Annotated in this window: 14 protein-coding genes and 1 tRNA gene; 1 reads left to right on the top strand and 14 read right to left on the bottom strand. The window is 45.2% G+C overall.

Features of this window, described 5'->3' with window-relative positions; all coding sequences use genetic code 11:
• Positions 1 to 11: 11 nt before the first annotated feature.
• From OCV56_RS10900 to rnt, 4 genes are all read right to left on the bottom strand, one after another.
• A complete protein-coding gene (locus tag OCV56_RS10900) occupies positions 12 to 4,346 on the bottom strand; it encodes a transporter substrate-binding domain-containing protein (protein WP_086712948.1) in 4,335 nt (1,444 codons plus the stop codon).
• 46 nt (positions 4,347 to 4,392) lie between these two features.
• The gene (locus OCV56_RS10895) at positions 4,393 to 5,736 is read right to left on the bottom strand and encodes a response regulator (RefSeq protein ID WP_086712947.1); all 1,344 of its coding nucleotides are present in this window, start codon (positions 5,734 to 5,736) and stop codon (positions 4,393 to 4,395) included.
• Positions 5,737 to 6,425: 689 nt separating this feature from the next.
• Positions 6,426 to 7,751, bottom strand: coding sequence for a Na+/H+ antiporter family protein (locus OCV56_RS10890; RefSeq protein WP_026084414.1), 1,326 nt, complete (start codon positions 7,749 to 7,751; stop codon positions 6,426 to 6,428).
• A gap of 65 nt (positions 7,752 to 7,816) precedes the next feature.
• Positions 7,817 to 8,461 carry a ribonuclease T gene (gene rnt / locus OCV56_RS10885; RefSeq protein ID WP_017061178.1) on the bottom strand — a complete coding sequence of 215 codons (645 nt, stop codon included), beginning with the start codon at positions 8,459 to 8,461 and terminating at the stop codon, positions 7,817 to 7,819.
• Positions 8,462 to 8,649: 188 nt separating this feature from the next.
• On the opposite strand from rnt, the gene motY reads away from it, so the two are divergent.
• Positions 8,650 to 9,531, top strand: coding sequence for a flagellar protein MotY (gene motY / locus OCV56_RS10880; RefSeq protein ID WP_017632535.1), 882 nt, complete (start codon positions 8,650 to 8,652; stop codon positions 9,529 to 9,531).
• A 102-nt stretch (positions 9,532 to 9,633) separates the two neighbouring features.
• On the opposite strand, the gene OCV56_RS10875 is transcribed toward motY, so the two are convergent.
• From OCV56_RS10875 to OCV56_RS10830, 10 genes are all read right to left on the bottom strand, one after another.
• On the bottom strand, positions 9,634 to 10,068 hold the full coding sequence (locus OCV56_RS10875; protein WP_004734047.1) for a DUF2753 domain-containing protein: 435 nt from the start codon (positions 10,066 to 10,068) through the stop codon (positions 9,634 to 9,636).
• A 200-nt stretch (positions 10,069 to 10,268) separates the two neighbouring features.
• Positions 10,269 to 10,685 (bottom strand): lactoylglutathione lyase, encoded by a 417-nt coding sequence (gloA, locus tag OCV56_RS10870; protein ID WP_086712946.1) that lies wholly within the window; start codon positions 10,683 to 10,685, stop codon positions 10,269 to 10,271.
• A 125-nt stretch (positions 10,686 to 10,810) separates the two neighbouring features.
• Complete coding sequence (gene nth / locus OCV56_RS10865) at positions 10,811 to 11,446, bottom strand: endonuclease III (RefSeq protein ID WP_010437137.1); 636 nt, start codon at positions 11,444 to 11,446, stop codon at positions 10,811 to 10,813.
• Positions 11,447 to 11,629: 183 nt separating this feature from the next.
• Entirely contained in the window at positions 11,630 to 12,322 is a 693-nt protein-coding gene (locus tag OCV56_RS10860; RefSeq protein ID WP_076656929.1) for an electron transport complex subunit E, read from the bottom strand.
• Positions 12,322 to 12,951, bottom strand: a complete 630-nt coding sequence (gene rsxG, locus OCV56_RS10855) for an electron transport complex subunit RsxG (protein WP_086712945.1) — start codon at positions 12,949 to 12,951, stop codon at positions 12,322 to 12,324. The genes OCV56_RS10860 and rsxG overlap by 1 nt, the downstream gene beginning before the upstream one ends.
• A gap of 12 nt (positions 12,952 to 12,963) precedes the next feature.
• Complete coding sequence (rsxD, locus tag OCV56_RS10850; RefSeq protein WP_086712944.1) at positions 12,964 to 14,010, bottom strand: electron transport complex subunit RsxD; 1,047 nt, start codon at positions 14,008 to 14,010, stop codon at positions 12,964 to 12,966.
• Entirely contained in the window at positions 14,010 to 16,793 is a 2,784-nt protein-coding gene (gene rsxC / locus OCV56_RS10845) for an electron transport complex subunit RsxC (RefSeq protein ID WP_086712943.1), read from the bottom strand. Before rsxC ends, rsxD begins: the two co-directional genes overlap by 1 nt.
• Positions 16,794 to 16,800: 7 nt before the next feature.
• Positions 16,801 to 17,394, bottom strand: a complete 594-nt coding sequence (gene rsxB / locus OCV56_RS10840; RefSeq protein ID WP_004734040.1) for an electron transport complex subunit RsxB — start codon at positions 17,392 to 17,394, stop codon at positions 16,801 to 16,803.
• A gap of 2 nt (positions 17,395 to 17,396) precedes the next feature.
• The gene (gene rsxA / locus OCV56_RS10835; protein ID WP_004734039.1) at positions 17,397 to 17,975 is read right to left on the bottom strand and encodes an electron transport complex subunit RsxA; all 579 of its coding nucleotides are present in this window, start codon (positions 17,973 to 17,975) and stop codon (positions 17,397 to 17,399) included.
• Positions 17,976 to 18,449: 474 nt separating this feature from the next.
• Positions 18,450 to 18,525 (bottom strand) — tRNA-Asn (locus OCV56_RS10830).
• Between the last annotated feature and the right edge of the window lie 396 nt (positions 18,526 to 18,921).

Raw genomic sequence — 18,921 nt, 5'->3', positions numbered from 1 at the left:
ACCTCTAAGGCTTACTCATAAGAGTAAGCCTTTTCTTTTGTCTGACGTAGCTGGTTTATCTCATCTTCAAACCGTTCGAATGTAGCCACCACTTCTTCGATTGAAGCTTCAATTTCTGATTCGACTTGATCTAAATCCGTGGCTTCGGTTAATAGATCGTTTGCGTGTGCCTCAATGTTTGCGAGCGGCGAAGCAATCGTGTCACACGCCACCATTTTTGCTGCGCCTTTAAGTCGGTGTGCCGTGGTTTTAAGTTCTCGGTATTCCTTGTTAGCCCACAGCTCGTTTATCCGTTTATTATCTTCCATGAAGCTTATGGCAAACTCATCAAGTAAGGTCATTACTACATCGTGATCTTCGAAGAGATCATAGAGTGCGGCATAGTCGATTACTTGATTGTTTGTATTATTGAAGGAGTCTTGATTGATTGCAGGAACGAGATCTTCGCTTCGTGCTCGGCTCTGATTATCCTCAAAGCTCTGTTCTATATCTTGGAACAGCATCGAAAATTCATTGGCTTCTTCGTCTTGAGGTGAGGAGTTTGATGAAGCTCTTACCTCCTGATTCTGTGTATTTAATTCCTCTACATCGTAAACATCAGTTTCATGAACTGGGCTGGAATCGTCGATTGCGGGTAACCATTTCTCAATGGTTAATCTCATCTGCTTAATAGAGACGGGTTTAACCAAGAAGTCATCCATGCCGTGTGCGTAGCAGTTGGCGTCTTCACCTTGAACGGCATTTGCTGTCAACGCGACGATTGGAAGTCTTTGAGTTTCTTGGTTAAGTTCCACTTTGCGTTGCTCTATTTGACGAATGCTTGATGCAAGTGTGTATCCGTCCATTTCGGGCATGTGGCAATCGGTTAGTAATAGGCCATAGTGTTTATCTTTTAAGGCGTTCAGAGCCAACACTCCGTTATCAACGATGTCGGCGTGAACACCAATATTTTCAAGTTGCTTAGCGATGACTTGTTGGTTGATGGGATGATCTTCAGCGACCAGAATCAGCTTGCCGTTGATTTCAGCCTGCTCGCGAGTCTCTGTGGTGATCGGTGTTTTAGTTTCGTTGTCTAATGGCGAGATTAGATTGTCGTGACTGACGGGCTTCGTTAGAACGTGAACTAAGTTATCGGGCAGCAATGGGTTGACCGACAAACACCAAGAGTTGCCTAACGGCTCAGGCGAGAGCATTGGGTTTTGGTTGATCACGGTGAATCGTGTTGAACTCGTATGTTGTTGAATCCATGCATCGGTAATCGCAAGCTGTTGCCATACAGACATCGCCACAAAGATGTGTTTTGGCTGGTATTTGACGACCATCTCTTTGAGTAGGTGCTTTTGATTAATATGCAGAACCTTTGGTTTAAGGCCGAAGTGTATTAGATATCGACACAACTCCTCTTGTTGAAGAACGAAACCAACGACATATACCTCGTGTGAGTGATTGCTAACATCAAGTTCAGAATTAGCCTCTGACTCGCTTGATACTGTGTGGGGAAGGGCTAAAGCGTTGCCAGTCGTATTTTCAGAATGACAGGTTGGCAGAATAACCGTAACGGTAAATTGGCTGCCTTTTCCTTCTTCACTCGACAACTCTATGGTGCCGTCCATCTGTTCAATCAACTTCAAAGCGATAGACAGTCCAAGCCCTGTGCCACCGAAACGGCGGCTGGTGGTCTTGTCAGCTTGTTCAAAAGGCTGAAATAAGCTTTGTTGTCTGCCTTTCGGGATACCAATACCCGTGTCTGAGACGGTGAGGCTAATTGTTTGTTGATGTTCGTTTTTCTTAATGACGTCGACATGTAACGAAATAGTGCCATGTTCGGTGAACTTAATCGCATTATTGAGGAAGTTGTTCAGAATTTGGTGGAGTCGTATGTCGTCTGCAAGCAACCATTTAGCAAGGTTCGGATCTTGCCAATAGTGAAAGGCTAAGCCTTTTTGCTGCGCATGAATGGACTGTGGCTGCACGATGCGCGCTAATACTTTGCCAAGCTCAATTTCAGTCGGGTTGAGCTCTAATTTCCCTGCTTCAATTTTGGAGTAATCGAGTACGTCGTTAACGATGTGCAGTAAGTTACGAGCCGACTGATTCAATCCTCCGTGTAAGTTGAGCAACTCTTCACTCAATTGATGCTCTTGCATTAATTCCAGTAACCCTAAGATCCCGCTTATTGGGGTGCGAACCTCATGGCTGATAGTCGCTAGGAACTGCGACTTAGCGGCGGTGGCAGTTTCTGCTTTCTGGCGAGCATTGTCTAAAGCCTGTTGCTGTTTTTTCAATAGGGTGATGTCTGTAATCACCGTGTTCCATTCGATAGCCTTGCTGTTCGATACTTGGCTATTAAATTTCACCCATTTCACTTCACCAGATTCTAACTGCACTTGCTGCTCGCTTTCCCAATGCCCGGTTTTAATGGCATCGAGCATACTGGTTTCAAACTGGGGTAAGTCATCCTTCGAGATAAGTTCGAAAAGATGTTGAGGATGCTCTTTTACGTTATCCACCGATAAACCGAACATATCGGTTACACCAGCACTGACGAAGCTAAACTGAATATTCAAAGGCTGTTGAGGGTGTGTTTGAATATGTTTAAGTACTACCCCATCAATGTTGTCGGCCAATGTTTGCAAATGAGCTTCTGCGGCTTTGGCGCGTTGTTCTGCGACTTTTCGCTGCTCGATTTCCGCTGCCATTTTACGGTTCCAGAATACGATCACGAAAATAACCACAAAGATCCCAAGCCCGATGGTCACCGACCATTTAGCGACTTCACGTGGCGACAAACCCTCTTGGTATTCATAGGTCAGCCATTTGTTCTCCAAGCGCTCAAGTTCATTGGCAGGCAATGCTCCAATGGCTTTGTTGAGAATGCTCAACAGCATGGGGTGGCGGAAGTTGACTGCGAGAGCCAAAGGAGCGCTGTTTTGCTCATTAATGGTGCCTGTGATTTTGAATTGCCCTACATAGTCTTGATGCAATAAAGGGGCTGCATGATGAAGTGAAGCGAGCGCGAAACTGATTTCGTCTTTCTGTAATGCTTGGAAAGCGCTAACTTGATTGATGTAAGGAATGGTTTGGCAAGTCAGGCAGAGAGAAGGTAGAACCGTTGTGCCTCCAGAACCTTCAATCACACCAATCACTTCGGTGCCACTTGGTGCAAAGTTGCCTAATCGATCAGAGCGACTCAATAACACCCAAGGTTCAAAACTGTAAGCTTGAGTGAAGTCCATGTATCGCGCTTTATCTCTGGTTGGCGTGATGCTGGTTAGCACCATTGTCTCGCCATTATTGAACGCGACTTCTGCCGCTTCTGGGGTTAGGTAAGTGGTACTTTCAAATGACACACCAAGCACATTACTTATTAGATTTAAGACGTCAGCAGATAAGCCTGAGTGTTGCTGTTGCTCATTGGTAAAGTCGTAAGGGGACCAATTGGCGTGTGTGCCTACAGGGATGGAAGGGTTGTTATCAAGCCAGTTTTTTTCGTCTTGAGTTAAGTTCAATGTTCCATAATCCAGCAACATAGAGTGTTGAGAGGGAGCAAGCCATTGGTTGTAAATCGATTGCAGTGAACTCTCCTTGATGTCCTCTAAAGCGAAATTGATTCGGCTGAGTAGTTTGTGCTTTCCTTTTTTGACCGCGAAGTGCAAGTGATCGGCTGGCAAGTCAGGAAGGACTGATAGTGTGAGTGAGTCTTTAGGTTGCTCTCGCAGTAACGCAGAAAGCGCAAGTGCATCACCAATATAAGCGTCAACACGATTCTCTTGAATCGCCGTGAAGGCCGCTTGTGTGCTGTCTAAGGTGGTGATTCGACTCTCTGGAAGCAAACTTGGAAGGAGATCATTGAGCGCAAACCCTTTCTCTAGCGCTAAATTTGCGGTTGCCAGCTCACTCAAGTCGTTTATTTTCAGATTTTGAGTAATGACCGCTCGTCGAATCGAGAACATCGGTTCACTGAAGGTCATGTATTCTTGGCGCTCTTTGGTCGAGGAAACACCGACCAACAAATCTAATTCTCCCTTTTCAAATGCACTGAGTACGCCGCTAAATGTTGGGTACAGCTCAATTTTATATTTGAAGCCTGCGCTTGCCGATACCTCATCTAACATACTGATGAGTAGTCCTTCAGCGACAATGTTCCCAGAGGGAGTTTGATGTTGGTAGCTATAAGGAACCATATTGTAAGACGGCAGGCCTACACGCAATACAATTTGGTTATTCGTCGAGTTTTCTAGAGGTGTGCTTTTAGCAAAGCTGTGCAGTGGCCACATAAATACCGTAAGGCAACTCAATAGAAAGGCGACACACCACGTTTTCGTTTTTGAAGCATTGTTTTGCATAAAGACATCCTGTCGTTTACGTACTCATTTGGGTTTGACGGCGTGCTCAACTAACTGCGGCCAAAGGCGATTTGGTTAGTGTGGGTAATGCAAAATTGTCTGCTTGCTGTAAAGCCATACGCTGTAAAAGGGCGAGGCTGGTGTGGTCTGCTTTTAGGTGGGTCTCAATTTGGCGCTTTATTTGATCGACTTTATCTTGTAAACCCAAGGCTTGATAGCACAGTGCCAACAAGAAGAAGGCTTCGACATCGTTGTCTGAGTATTCGTTCATTGAAATGCTCTCAATGCGCTCTTTTGCCACTTCATGCTGCTCGAGTTGAATCAGTTGCAAGGTACGACAAAGCTTCAACAACGGCTTACTGAGTGCGTATGACTTTTCCGAATGAGATAGCCTTTGCCATGCACCTTCAGGTTTCCAAAGTGCTAGTTCTTTTTGAGTGAGGGTTAAACTGTCGGCCCATAAGATCAGTGCTCGCTTACCTGCAGAGTCCCAGATCGAGTGGGGAATGAGTTGAGCAAGTGATTTGAGGTGTACGGTTGCTTGGTCGACGTTTTTATCTAACAGCTGTAGCCAAACCATGGTGTTGGTTAGCTCAATATTACTGCCGTTCACGGTGAGCACTTGGTCGATTAGCTCGTTAGCAGATTCGAAGTCACTGGTATTGAGGCAGATCTTGACCTTAAGCTGTTGCAATTTGATATTGCGAGGGTTGTTTTCTATTAACCCGTCGACCTGACTTAGCGCGTTGTGATAATTCTGTTTAGCGATATGGACTTCAACCAACTTAACCTTGGCAGGCAAGTAATCATGGAGCTGCAACAACCCATTCAACATGGCTTGTGCTTCATCGAGATGTTGATTCTTAATCAGAATGTTCGCCATGTAGATAATGGCATCTTTTAATGTGGATGGGTCAGGGGCTTTTCCAAAGAGTGGCTTTACCGCGTTAAGCCCATTCTTAAGATAGGCTTGCTCTAATGTCGAAAAGTATTGCTGTCGACACAGGGCCGATGTCACTCGTTTTATGATGTCATCGGCTCTTATGGGCTTGATCAGGTAGCCATCAGGTTCGAAGTGAGCATAACCAAAGAAGATGTCTTGGCTATCATTACCCGTCACTATAAACACAAGGGTTTGTGGCCTAATTAATTCTTTTTGCTGCAAAAACTCAAGCAGTTGTAAGCCATTACTACCTGAGCCTAAATCATGGTCAATCAGTAAGATATCGAATCGATGTGCGCGGCAAGCCTCAATCGCATTTTGGGCATTGGAGGCGCTGATTACATTGTTGTTCGGAACACCTAGTTTGATAAGCAGTGCGCGTGTCGCACTTTGAATGACGCTGCTGTCATCAATGATGAGGTAGCGAGATCGGGCGAGTATATCCATATAGTAGCCTTCTGACGTATTGAGCCTCGCCGCTTTATTATACCAATCGTAGTAAATAACTAATCATCCTAGCTGGTTAAAACGCTCGATAACTTCGTTAGAATTTTTGATTGTAGAATAACTACTTACCAAAAAATCTGCCTTGTTCTCGAACCTTTTTCCTGCGCTATTTCTGATCATTTACTTACTGTGATTGGTATTCTCTATGAATTAGCGGCTTATTTATTAAACACTTAAGTGTAGAGGTTAATTTAATGAATAGCCACAAGTTGCATATCAATGCGCACGGGATAATGTATAGAAAGTGACGTTGGTTCAGAAGGTTAGCGTGTTTCTAGAGTTAGAAATAAAAGGGGAAAGAGTCTAGGGTCTGTTGACCTTTCGCGGTTAAATTTTGTTCGAGATAGAATCGTTTTAGGCGCGGCAAGGAGTATGTAGCCTAGTTACTCTAAGTAAATACTTCTTAACAAAGCATAAAACGATTCTAGCCGCACCCTTCGGGCAGCCTTTGTGGTTCATTTCTACTGCGTTATCGGCTTCTCATGTAGGCTAGCTACACTTCAAAGCCTCTGCCTTGTAGAAACTTCCCACAAAACGCTGCAAAAATCAGCTCGAAAGGTCAACAGACCCAATATACAAAAAAGACCGCACGAGGCGGTCTTTATAAAAGTGAGCGTAGGACTCTTTAACTACAGAACCATCGCTGCAATCCAACCGAATACGATCAGTGGGATGTTGTAGTGCAGGAACGTCGGTACTACGGTTTCCCATACGTGCTCGTGTTGCCCATCAGCATTAAGACCCGATGTTGGACCTAACGTTGAGTCAGAAGCTGGAGAGCCCGCATCACCAAGTGCTGCAGCGGTACCTACTAGAGCGATTGTTGCCATTGGTGAGAAACCAAATGCTGCTGCTAGTGGAACGTAGATAGTAGCAAGGATTGGAATCGTAGAGAACGAAGAGCCGATACCCATTGTTACCAATAGACCAACGATGAGCATAAGCAGTGCTGCTAGAGGTTTATTGTCACCGATGCTTGTTGAAAGCGCTTCAACTAGAGACTCAACGCCACCTGTTTGCTTCATTACCGCTGCAAAACCTGCCGCTGCAATCATGATGAAACCGATCATTGCCATCATGTGAACGCCCTTAGTGAAGACATCTTGTGTCTCTTTCCAAGCGATTACGCCACCGAAGGTGAATACCATGAAACCAGCAAGTGCACCGATGATCATAGACCCCGTCGATAGTTGAACCGTTAGTGCTGCAACGATACCCGCTGCTGCTACTAGGATGTGCTTCTTGTTGATCTCTTTTGTCTCAGTTGAAACAATCGTGTGAGACGTTTCTTTGTATTGACGAGGCTTACGGTAAGTGAAGAACACTGCCGTTAGAAGGCCGAAGATCATACCCGCAGCTGGTAACAACATCGCCATTGGTACTTGGCTTGCTACTACGTTTTCAAGACCGTTGTCGTGAAGGTTTTTAAGCAGGATGTTGTTTAGGAAGATGCCACCAAAACCAATAGGTAAAACCATGTAAGGCGTAATCAGACCAAAAGTCAGCACACACGCAACCAGACGACGGTCTAGGTTCATTTTTGCAAATACGCCTAATAGGGGTGGAATTAAGATTGGGATGAAGGCGATATGTACCGGAATCACGTTTTGCGAAGACATGGTCACTAAGATCAAAGAAGCAAGGATGCCGTATTTAAGACCGGTCGATGCTGCACTGTTCTCTTTACCGTGAATGCGTTTGATAACGCTTTGAGCAAGTAGGTCTGTGATACCAGAACGAGAGATAGCAACAGCGAATGTACCAAGCATGGCATAGCTAAGTGCAATCGTTGCACCGCCGCCTAATCCACTTTCGAAAGCCGCGACTGCGTCGTTCAAGCTCATACCAGAGGCTACGCCACCGATAATTGCACTGAACGTCAGAGCAACGACTACGTTTACACGCATCAAAGCTAAAACAAGCATGATGCAAACTGAAATTACAACAGGATTCATATTATTCTCGGGATGTTGTGTTTTTTATGAAGGCAATACGAAAAAACGTTTACCGACTCTATTTTTTATTCTTCGTCAACAAGAGGCCAACCACCAAGGGCTTTCCATTTGTTTACTATGCCGCAAAATAACTCTGTGGTTTTTTGCGTATCATACAAAGCAGAGTGTGCTTCTTTGTTGTCAAATTCCATCCCTGCAGTGCGGCAAGCTTTAGCCAAAACGGTTTGACCGTAGGCAAGACCACTAAGAGCTGCAGTGTCAAAAGTTGCAAATGGATGAAACGGGACGCGTTTAAGCTTACAACGCTCACTTGCCGCATTAACGAAGTTCAAATCGAATGTAGCATTGTGAGCGACCATGATTGCACGACTGCAATCTGAAGCTTTTTGTTCTTTTCTCACTAGCTTGTAGATTTCTTTAAGGGCTTCTTGTTCCGACACAGCACCACGTAATGGGCTAAATGGGTCTTTAATTCCGTTAAAGTCTAATGCTGCCTGCTCTATATTTGCGCCTTCAAAAGGCTCAATGTGAAAATGAAGCGTTGATGCTGGGTGCAGATCTCCGTTCTCATCCATTTTTAATGTAATGGCACAGATTTCTAATAATGCATCGGTTTCAGCGTTAAACCCTGCGGTTTCCACGTCGATGACCACTGGAAAATAGCCGCGAAAGCGTTTTTTTAGGGTCAGAGCTTCGTTTTCTACAGTCATGTTAGCCCAAATAAGTGTGATTAAGGCTGCATTATTGCAGATAATAGCAGTGATAAAAACTAGGGAAGGGCAATAAATCATAAATTAGCCAACCCATTGCGGCTTGATAATTGCATATTTAAACGCGAGAGAAAAATGCGGCAATTGGCTGCATTGTTAAACGAATTGCTTAAGAGATACTCCACTTTATGAAGAAACAACTCATAACAGGTTCAATGCTATTTTCGCTTCTTATGTCGTCATCGGTAATGGCACAAGAAAAGCGTTATGGAGCATCTCCTCAACAGTCGACGTGGGAGATGGTGGCTAACACGCCACTAGAATGTCGCTTAGTTCATCCAATCCCAAATTTTGGTGACGCTGAGTTTTCATCTCGTGCGAGTAAAAAAATCATTTTGGACTTTGAGCTTAAAATGCGCCGCCCAATGGGTGCGACTCGCAATGTCAGCTTGATTTCCATGCCACCACCTTGGCGTCCCGGCGAAAGTGCCGACCGCATGACAACCATTAAGTTCTTCCAACAATTTGATGGTTACGTGGGCGGACAAACCGCTTGGGGCATTTTGAGTGAACTGGAGAAAGGGCGCTACCCGACATTCAGTTACCAAGAGTGGCAAAGCCGAGATCAGCGTATCGAAGTGTCGTTATCGTCGGTGTTGTTCCAAGAAAAATACAATGTCTTCAGTGATTGTGTTGCTAACTTATTGCCTTACAGCTTTGAAGATATCTCTTTTACTATCTTGCATTACGACCGTAACAGCGATCAGCTGAATAAATCGTCGCGTAAAAGGCTGAGCCAGATTGCCGATTATGTTCGCTACAACCAAGATATTGATCTTGTGCTGGTGGCAACGTACACCGACTCTGTCGACAGCAAAGGCATTAGCCAAAACCTATCAGAGCGCAGAGCTGAATCGTTAAGGGAGTACTTTAAATCTCTAGGTTTGCCAGAAGACCGTATTCAAGTGCAAGGTTATGGCAAGCGTCGTCCAATTGCCGATAACAACTCCCCGATTGGTAAAGACAAGAACCGACGCGTTGTTATCTCATTAGGTAGAACGCAGGTTTAACTCCAATAAAATCTAAAGCTCAAATTAAAAAGCCCGTCGTCATGACGGGCTTTTTGTATCTGAATTAACAAACTAAACAATGCGTCTGTGAAAGGAGCTTTCCTAGTTAAGACGGAAACGAGCAATCATTTCACAGTTGGTCGCGGTATCGATCTTTTCCACCATAGAAGCAATTTTAGGGTTGGGATGGCGTTTCATGAAATCGATAAGCGCTTTCTTACAACAACCAATAGAGTCGATAAAGCTTGAACACTGCGTATTAGGGCACTGAGGGATCAGAGTCAGCACTTTTTCTGAAGCTAATTGGAGGTATTTAAGTTCGTACTCTGTATCACCCGCCCAACGCCAGAATTGCGCAAGGTTGTGACAAGAAATCACTGAGATAAGTAGACGTTCATCGGCCTGAATATCGGTACGTTCTGTAATTTCTTCGCTTAAGTTCAATGCCTGCTGATAGTGAAGAATACTTCGTACAGGATCATCGAGCTGCAATGCCGTATCGGCGAGTAACGTGTGTTTTTCCCATTCGCTAATCATTGTATTACCTCACTAATCAATAGGTGGTTAATTTAAATGATAATCATTATCATGTAAAGTTTCATCAGTGAGATTGTTAATAATAATTGGTGAAGAATATCGATTATGGGGAGAGTGATAAAAAAGAAGCGAGCATAGTGCTCGCTTCTGTGTTCATTTCATCAGGCGTTCTAGCCTAATCTTGCAAAGGTATTTAGGAATTAACCTTCTAGACCTGCGCTTGCTTGTTTGTTTTGAATCAGCTCAATCATGTAGCCGTCAGGATCTTTAACGAATGCGATGTGCGTAGAGCCACCTTTTACTGGGCCTGCTTCACGAGTCACGTTACCGCCTGCTGCTTTAATCGCGTCACACGTTGTGTAGATGTCATCAACACCGATAGCAACGTGGCCAAAAGCAGAGCCAAGATCGTATTCCGCGGTGCCCCAGTTGTAAGTCAGCTCAATTACTGCGCCTTGAGATTCGTCGCCAAAGCCAACGAAAGCCAGTGTGTATTCGTACTCTTTGTTTTCGTTCTTACGTAATAGCTGCATGCCCATTACTTTTGTGTAGAACTCGATAGACTTATCTAGATCACCCACGCGCAGCATGGTGTGTAAAATACGACCGTTTGACATGATTTGCTCCTAGCTTTAACTATGTTTACGTTTTTGTAATTCTGTTTTTACCGCGAGAAAAACGCGGTGCTTTTCAGCCAATAGGCCTGTTAGCTTCTTTCGCTTAGGCCTAACGGCTTATTAGCCTAGACGTCCGTTTTCTCTTTGAACTCACATAGGTCTTCAATGATACAACTGCCACAGCGTGGTTTACGCGCGACACAGGTGTAACGTCCATGAAGAATGAGCCAGTGGTGGACATCCAGTTTGAATTCTTTTGGAATGACTTTGAGCAGCTTGGCTTCAACATCGTCGACTGTTTTACCCATTGCTAACTTGGTGCGGTTTGAAACACGATAGATATGAGTATCAACGGCAATGGTTGGCCAACCGAAAGCGGTGTTCAATACTACGTTGGCAGTCTTACGACCAACGCCAGGAAGGGCTTCTAATGCCGCACGATCTTCCGGTACTTCACCATTGTGTAGGTCAAGCAACATACGACACGTCTTGATGGTGTTTTCTGCTTTTGAATTAAATAGGCCGATTGTCTTGATGTACTCTTTTAGACCATCGACACCTAGGTCGAAAATAGCCTGTGGAGTATTAGCAACGGGGTAAAGCTTATCCGTTGCTTTGTTGACACTGACATCGGTTGCCTGTGCAGATAAGAGCACGGCGATCAGCAATTCGAAAGGGCTGTTCCAGTTAAGCTCAGTCTCTGGCTTAGGGTTGTTTTCTCTTAAACGCTCAAGTATTTCTACTCGTTTTACATTGTTCATAGCGACATTACTTTCAAATAGTTAGGGCTTGAGTTCCAGAGTGGATATTCAATAAACTCTAAATGCTCAGGCTTTATCATCGGTTACGCGCTCTTATGAGCGTCATTATTATGTGTACTTGGTCAATCTAACATCCTGCTGAGCGGTTGAGCTGCTCAGCAGGGTTTAAGCTACTGTAACTTATTAAGCATTGGTAACGCGAGCGCGTTCAATGACAGGTTTTTCTTGTTTAGGCTGTCTAGATTTTGCTTGGTTGTCGATGATGTTTTTCAACGCAATTAAGAAGCCAACACCAATAAAGGCACCCGGTGGAAGCAGGGCTAACAAGAAGCTGTTATCAAATTGGAATATCTGGATTCGTAATACAGAAGCCCAATCACCAAGAAGCAGGTCTGCACCATCAAACAGGGTACCGTTACCGATAACCTCACGCATTGCACCTAGCACAACCAGTACCGATGTCATGCCAAGGCCCATCCAGAAACCATCTTGAGCAGCAGGCAATACTTCGTTTTTAGACGCGAAAGCTTCAGCTCGGCCAATGATGATACAGTTGGTTACGATCAGCGGGATGAAGATACCCAAAGATAGATAAAGGCCATATGCGTAAGCATTCATCAGAAGCTGAACACAAGTTACCAGTGATGCAATGATCATTACGAAGACTGGAATACGTACTTCTTTTGGTACGTGGTTACGAACCAGAGAAACAGCAACGTTCGAACCGACCAATACAAGCAGCGTAGCAATACCTAGCCCAAGAGCGTTCGTCACCGTTGAAGAGACAGCCAACAGCGGACATAAGCCAAGCAGTTGTACTAGGGCAGGGTTGTTGGCCCACATGCCATTTTTGATTAGTGTTTTATGATCACTCATTATTCACCACCACAATTTAGAGGTTGAGCAAGCAATGCTTGGTTGTTTTGGTTAACGTACTGAACCGCTTGTTTGACAGATTTCACTACCGCTCTAGGAGTAATGGTTGCGCCAGTAAACTGGTCGAAGTCACCACCATCTTTACGAACCTTCCAACGGTCGAGATTAGAATCCGTCACTTGCTTACCTGCAAACGAAAGAATCCAATCACTCACACGTAGATCAATCTTATCACCCAAACCTGGAGTTTCTTGGTGAGAAAGCACGCGAGTACCTAAAATAGTACCGTCGATCTTCATTCCAACAATCACTTTAATCGCGCCGTTGTAGCCGTCTGGGGCAATCGCTTCGATTGCAATCGCACTCGGCTCACCATTGATTTTAGCAATGTAAGCTGGCATCGTTTGCTCAGTTCCAAGCTCTTCTGCTTGAACTAGAGTGCAAGATGAAAACAGTTCGTTGTCGTGCAGATCGTGTGGGATCACTTGGTTAAGAACAGACAGTAACTGTGCCTGTTCTTGCTGTTTGATCTGATCTTTGGTTAGGTAATGCGTTACCGCTACCAAACCTGTTGAAGCACAAGCAAAAATCGCGAGTACAAGGCCGTTTTTCTTAATAGCATTTAGCATGGTATCCGCTCCTTAGTGACCGTACGTACGAGGTTTGGTGTAGTAGTCAATCAGTGGAACACACATGTTGGCTAACAATACAGCAAACGCTACGCCATCAGGGAAGCCACCCCAACTGCGGATAATAAACACCAACGCGCCAATCAGAGCACCAAATACCAATCGACCCTTTACTGTCGTTGAAGCTGAAACAGGATCGGTTGCAATAAAGAATGCACCAAGCATGGTTGCGCCAGACAATAGGTGAATAGTTGGAGAAGCGGTTTCACCTGGAGTTAGGATTAAGAACACTAGGCTAAACAGAGCAAGGCTGCCGATGAACGCCACAGGAATATGCCATTGAATCACGCGTTGCTTGATAAGTACCAAGCCGCCAATTAGGTAAGCAAGGTTCACCCATTCCCAACCTACGCCAGCTAGCCAGCTGAATTGAGGTTGAGACAGAGCTTCAGAAGCGGTGTTACCTGCCGTTAGTGCGGTTTTGAAGGCATCGAGTGGCGTCGCCATTGTGGTGCCATCAATACCAAGGCGCGCTTGTTGAAGAGACAAACCTTCGTTATTGAAACCCGTAAAGATCATCAAGAAGGAGTCAACAAAGCTTGTTGCTTCAGCGGTTAGGCTAGCTGGTGCATTCCAACTGGTCATCTGAACTGGGAATGAGATCAGCAAAACAACGTAAGCCACCATAGCTGGGTTAAATGGGTTTTGCCCTAGGCCGCCATATAGGTGTTTCGCAATAATAATCGCGAAGAACATACCAATCACTAGAATCCACCACGGTGAGTGCGGGGGAATAGCGACACTGAGTAACCAAGCGGTCACAACAGCACTGTAATCACGCAGTGCCATTACTGGCGGGCGTTTTCTTAACAGCATTACAGCGGCTTCAAAGGTAACAGCAAGTGCGATAGCAAATACTAATTGGATGAGCGTACCCCATCCAAAGAAGTAGGTTTGAGCTAGTAGACCTGGCAATGCACAAATAGCCACCCATTTCATGAGATCTGGGGTGCTTCTACGACTGTGCGCGTGCGGTGAGCTGGCGATAAAGAAGGCCACTACTCTTTCTCCTCATTGTTCTTTTTATCTTGCTCTTGCTGCGCTTTTCTTGCTTTAGCACGAGCAATAGCGGCAGCAACGGCTGCTTTCTTAGGATCGACGGGTTCTGATTGAGCCTCAGATTCAACCACAGCCTCTTTTTCAGCTAAAGGTTCGGGAGCGATTTCTTCAGCTTCGACCTGCTTAGCTTGCTGTGCTTTTTTCGCTTTAGCGCGTGCAATAGCGGCAGCAACTGCAGCTTTTTTAGGGTCGACTGTGTCAGGTGAAGTTTCAGTTTCGACTTCAAGTACTGGCTCAGGAATATCAGCAGTTTCGTCTTGTTTGGCTTGTTGTGCTTTCTTAGCCTTAGCGCGAGCGATGGCCGCAGCAACAGCAGCTTTCTTAGGGTCGACTTGCTCCGATTGAGACTCGGCTTCAACTTCAATCACTGGTTCAGGCGTTTCTGCTTGTTTAGCTTGCTGTGCTTTTTTTGCTTTAGCACGAGCAATAGCGGCAGCTACAGCATCTTTCTTAGCATCGCCAGAGCTTTCAGCCGGAGCATCAGAAGCTGATTCCGCTTGCTGAGCTTTCCTCGCTTTAGCGCGTGCAATGGCTGCAGCAACGGCATCTTTCTTAGCGTCGCCAGAACTTTCAGCTCGAGCTTCAGAAGTTGATTCCGCTTGTTGAGCTTTCTTCGCTTTAGCACGAGCGATAGCGGCAGCAACAGCGTCTTTCTTGGCATCGCCAGAACTTTCAGTAGTAGCATCAGAAGCTGATTCTGCTTGTTTTGCTTTCTTGGCTTTAGCACGGGCAATAGCGTCAGCAACGGCGTCTTTCTTAGCGTCACCAGAGCTTTCAACTGGAGCGTCAGAAGCTGATTCCGCTTGTTGAGCTTTCTTCGCTTTAGCGCGAGCTATTGCGGCAGCAACGGCATCTTTCTTAGCATCGCCGGAGCTTTCAGCTGGGGCATCAGAAGTTGATTCCGCTTGTTGAGCTTTCTTCGCTTTAGCACGAGCGATAGCGGCAGCAACAGCGTCTTTCTTGGCATCGCCAGTACTTTCAGCGGGAGCGTCAGAAGCTGACTCAGCTTGTTGCGCCTTGCGTTCTCGAGCTTGACGTTTACGCTCTTCACGTAGCTTCGACATTTCAGAGTTGTCTGGTTTAGCGCCGTTTTCCTTCAGAGCTGCAGCTTGTTTCGCTTTTGCCTTAGCAATCGCAGCGGCTACCGCAGGTTTCACTGCTGGCTCTTCATTCGGAGCCTGATCCGCAGCGGCTTTTTGTGCTTTAACACGAGCAATCGCAGCTGCAATCGCATCATCACCGCCAGACGTTTTCATATCTTTACGGCGGTTATCTGCGGCTTTCTTAAAGCGGTTTTCACGCTCGGCTTTATCACGCTCCATACGAGCGTTCTTCTCTTCAAAGCGAATCTTAGCGCGCTCTGCAGCAGCGGCTTCATCTTTTCGAGTTTTGATTTCAGCTTTTGCTTGGCGATAGTACTGAACAAGAGGGATTTCGCTTGGGCAAACAAATGCACAAGCACCGCATTCAATACAGTCTTTAATATTTAGCTCTTCACACTTGTCCAGCTCACTCGCTTTCGCGTGCCATTGCAGCTGCTGAGGCAGTAGAGAGGCAGGACAAGCTTCGGCACAAGCACTGCATCGAATGCACTCCATTTCGTAAGTGCTTGGTGCAATCTCACGACGTGTTGGCGCTAAAATACAGTTCGATGTTTTAGTAATCGGCACATTGGCATGTGGCAAGGTAAAGCCCATCATCGGGCCGCCCAAAATCAAACGCGGCAGTTTTTTATCGGCTTTATAGCCAAACTCCTCAAGCAGCTCGTGTACAGGTGTACCTAATAGTGCCCAAACGTTGCGAGGTTGCTTAAAAGTCTTACCGGTTAAAGTCACAACGCGGTTAACTACGGGTTCACCGTCGATTACTGCTCTCTTAATTGAGTAGAGAGAGCCAACGTTCTGAACTAATACACCGATGTCAGCAGGGATGCCGCCAGCAGGAACCTCTTTATTGGTGAGGATCTTGATCAGCTGTTTCTCACCACCTGAAGGGTATTTAGTTGGGATCACACGAATGACGATATCTTTGTCTTTCGCGGCAACCTCAAGTGCTTTTATTGCCGCTGGCTTGTTGTCTTCAATACCGATAACGGTCAGTTTTGGTTGAAGGATGTGTTCAACTATCTCAATGCCTTTTAATACTTCTTCGGCATGTTCTTGAAGCAACTTGTCATCTGATGTGATGTAAGGTTCACACTCAGCCGCATTGACGATCAGAATATCAGTACGGCCTAGGCCTGATTGGAGCTTTTTGGCGGTAGGGAATCCCGCACCGCCCATACCTGAAATACCGGCTTGGCGAATCACATCAAGCAGCTCGTCTGAGGTTTTCGTTGAAAAGTCTTCAACGGGATTTCTTTCAATCCAAGCGTCTAGGCCATCAGGTTTGATGACTACACTGAGTTCGCTCAAGCCTGAAGGGTGAGCGGTAGTTCTTGGTTCGATAGCAGTAATCACACCTGATGTAGGTGCATGTACCGGCAATGTAAAACCGGTATCTAGAGCCGTTAGTTGTTGGCCTTTCAGTACTGTGTCACCCGCGGCAACCAATAAGTTACCAGGTTTACCGATGTGCTGTTTTACCGGAAGGACGATTTCTTCTGGAAGCCTTGCATGAACGATGTCAGTGGTGTTGGACTGTTTCTTGTTCTCAGCAGGGTGCACGCCGCCCGGGAAGGTCCAAATAGAGCCCGTGCGGATTTGTTCAATTAAAGAGATCATACTAACCCTACGCCTTAGGCTCTGACGCGGTCGCATCAGTTGCTTGGTTAGTGATATCTGTAACAGGAATGATGTTCATCTGCCATTTCCAATTTTCAGTCGTTGTTGCCACTGGAATCATTTCAATACAGTCAGTAGGGCACGGTGCGACACAAAGATCACAACCAGTACATTCATCTTTTATTACTGTGTGCAGTGCCTTGGTACCACCGACAATGGCATCAACAGGGCAGGCTTGAATACACTTGGTACAGCCGATACACATATCTTCATGAATGAAAGCAACGGTTTTTACTTTGTTATCTAAGTCATGAGCGGAGTCTTCAACTTCGACGCCCATTAAGTCTGCTAGCTTCTCAATGGTTGCTTGGCCGCCAGGAGGACATTTATTGATTTTGTCTCCGTTAGCGATCGCCTCTGCGTATGGGCGACAACCTGGGTAGCCACACTGGCCACATTGAGTTTGCGGTAAAATGGTATCGATTTGATCGACGATAGGATCGGCTTCTACTTTAAAGCGGATAGAAGCGAAGCCCAAAATAGCGCCAAAAACAGCGGCTAAAACAGCTAGCGCAATGATCGCAATTAAAATGGTACTCATGCTTATTTCACCAACCCGGTAAAGCCCATGAATGCCAGAGACATTAGGCCTGCTGTGATCATCGCTATCGATGCGCCTTTAAATGGCATTGGAACATCAGCAACCGCAATACGTTCACGCATTGCAGCAAATAGGATCAATACAAGAGAGAAACCAACCGCTGCGCCGAAACCATAGATGATCGACTGAATGAAGTTGTGGTTTTCATTGATGTTCAGAAGTGCCACACCTAATACCGCACAGTTGGTGGTGATAAGCGGCAGAAAGATCCCTAATAGGCGATATAGCGTTGGGCTGGTTTTGTGAACGACCATTTCCGTAAATTGAACAACCACCGCGATAACCAAGATAAAGCTCATGGTACGCAGGTATTCAATACCCAGAGGGGTAAGGATGTAGGTTTCTACTAGGTATGCAGATACCGACGCTAACGTCAGAACGAAAGTCGTCGCGAGGCCCATGCCAATCGCAGTCTCCAGTTTCTTGGAGACTCCCATAAATGGACATAGTCCTAAAAACTTCACTAGCACAAAGTTATTGACCAGCACTGTGCCAACCAACAACAAAAGGTATTCGGTCATAATGGATTAATTCTTGAGATTCCGATCCCGATATTATCCTGCTTTGCTCACCTAATAACAACCAAGGATCACTAGGGATTTAGACACTTGGTGAAAAAAACACCAGGTAATCGATTGATTATCAAAGCTGCAGTAAGTATAGACGTACAAATTTAATCGGTGAGACAGATTAATATGAGAGTTTGGAGTGGAGCCTTCGTAAGATCATTCTAAATTGGATTGACGCTTACCGTTAATGGTTCAGAGACTGTTGCTGATTTCCGGAGAGCGAAATAATTGAAATGAGGGGTAAATCAGACCTTAAACAGACCAAAACGCAAAAAGCCGCATCGAGTGATGCGGCTTCTTTAAATTTTGCCCCCTTGTCGAGACTTGAACGCGGGCGGCTAGGTTTGTGACATTAACTTGGAACAAGTTAGTCGCAGTTATATACGAAAAAAGCCCAATCTTTCGATTGAGCTTTTTTCTAGAATTTGGCTCCCCTTGCAAGACTTGAACTTGCGACATACGGATTAACAGTCCGCCGTTCTACCAACTGAACTAAAGGGGAATTGCTTGTTAGCGACGCGAATTCTAATAATAGTCCGTTTTTCTGTCAACAAAAAATAGCAGAAAAAAGTAAGATAAAAAACTTTACTTTCTGGAACGCCTTATTGGATTTAGCTTTGCTTTAGTTATCCACCAAAATTGTGGATAAGTGTGTGTGTGAAACTTTAACAACAATAATTGGGATAAATCTGAAAATGTAAAAAATGGATGTAACTTGATGTATTTAAAGAAATAGTATCAAAAAATCACGAATGTATAACTTTTCTAGATTATAAATTAAACAGTAAAACAAGCGGTATTTTTAGGTTTTTTGGGGAAAAGTAGTGGATTAAAATTCGAGTAATTTAGCTGGGGAAACTTCGCAGGGGCACGGATAATACCAAGTTCTAAAAATAAA

Origin of the sequence: Vibrio gigantis, from assembly GCF_024347515.1 — a bacterium.
GTDB classification, from domain to species: domain Bacteria; phylum Pseudomonadota; class Gammaproteobacteria; order Enterobacterales; family Vibrionaceae; genus Vibrio; species Vibrio gigantis.
This window is presented reverse-complemented; position numbering and strand designations above follow the sequence as displayed.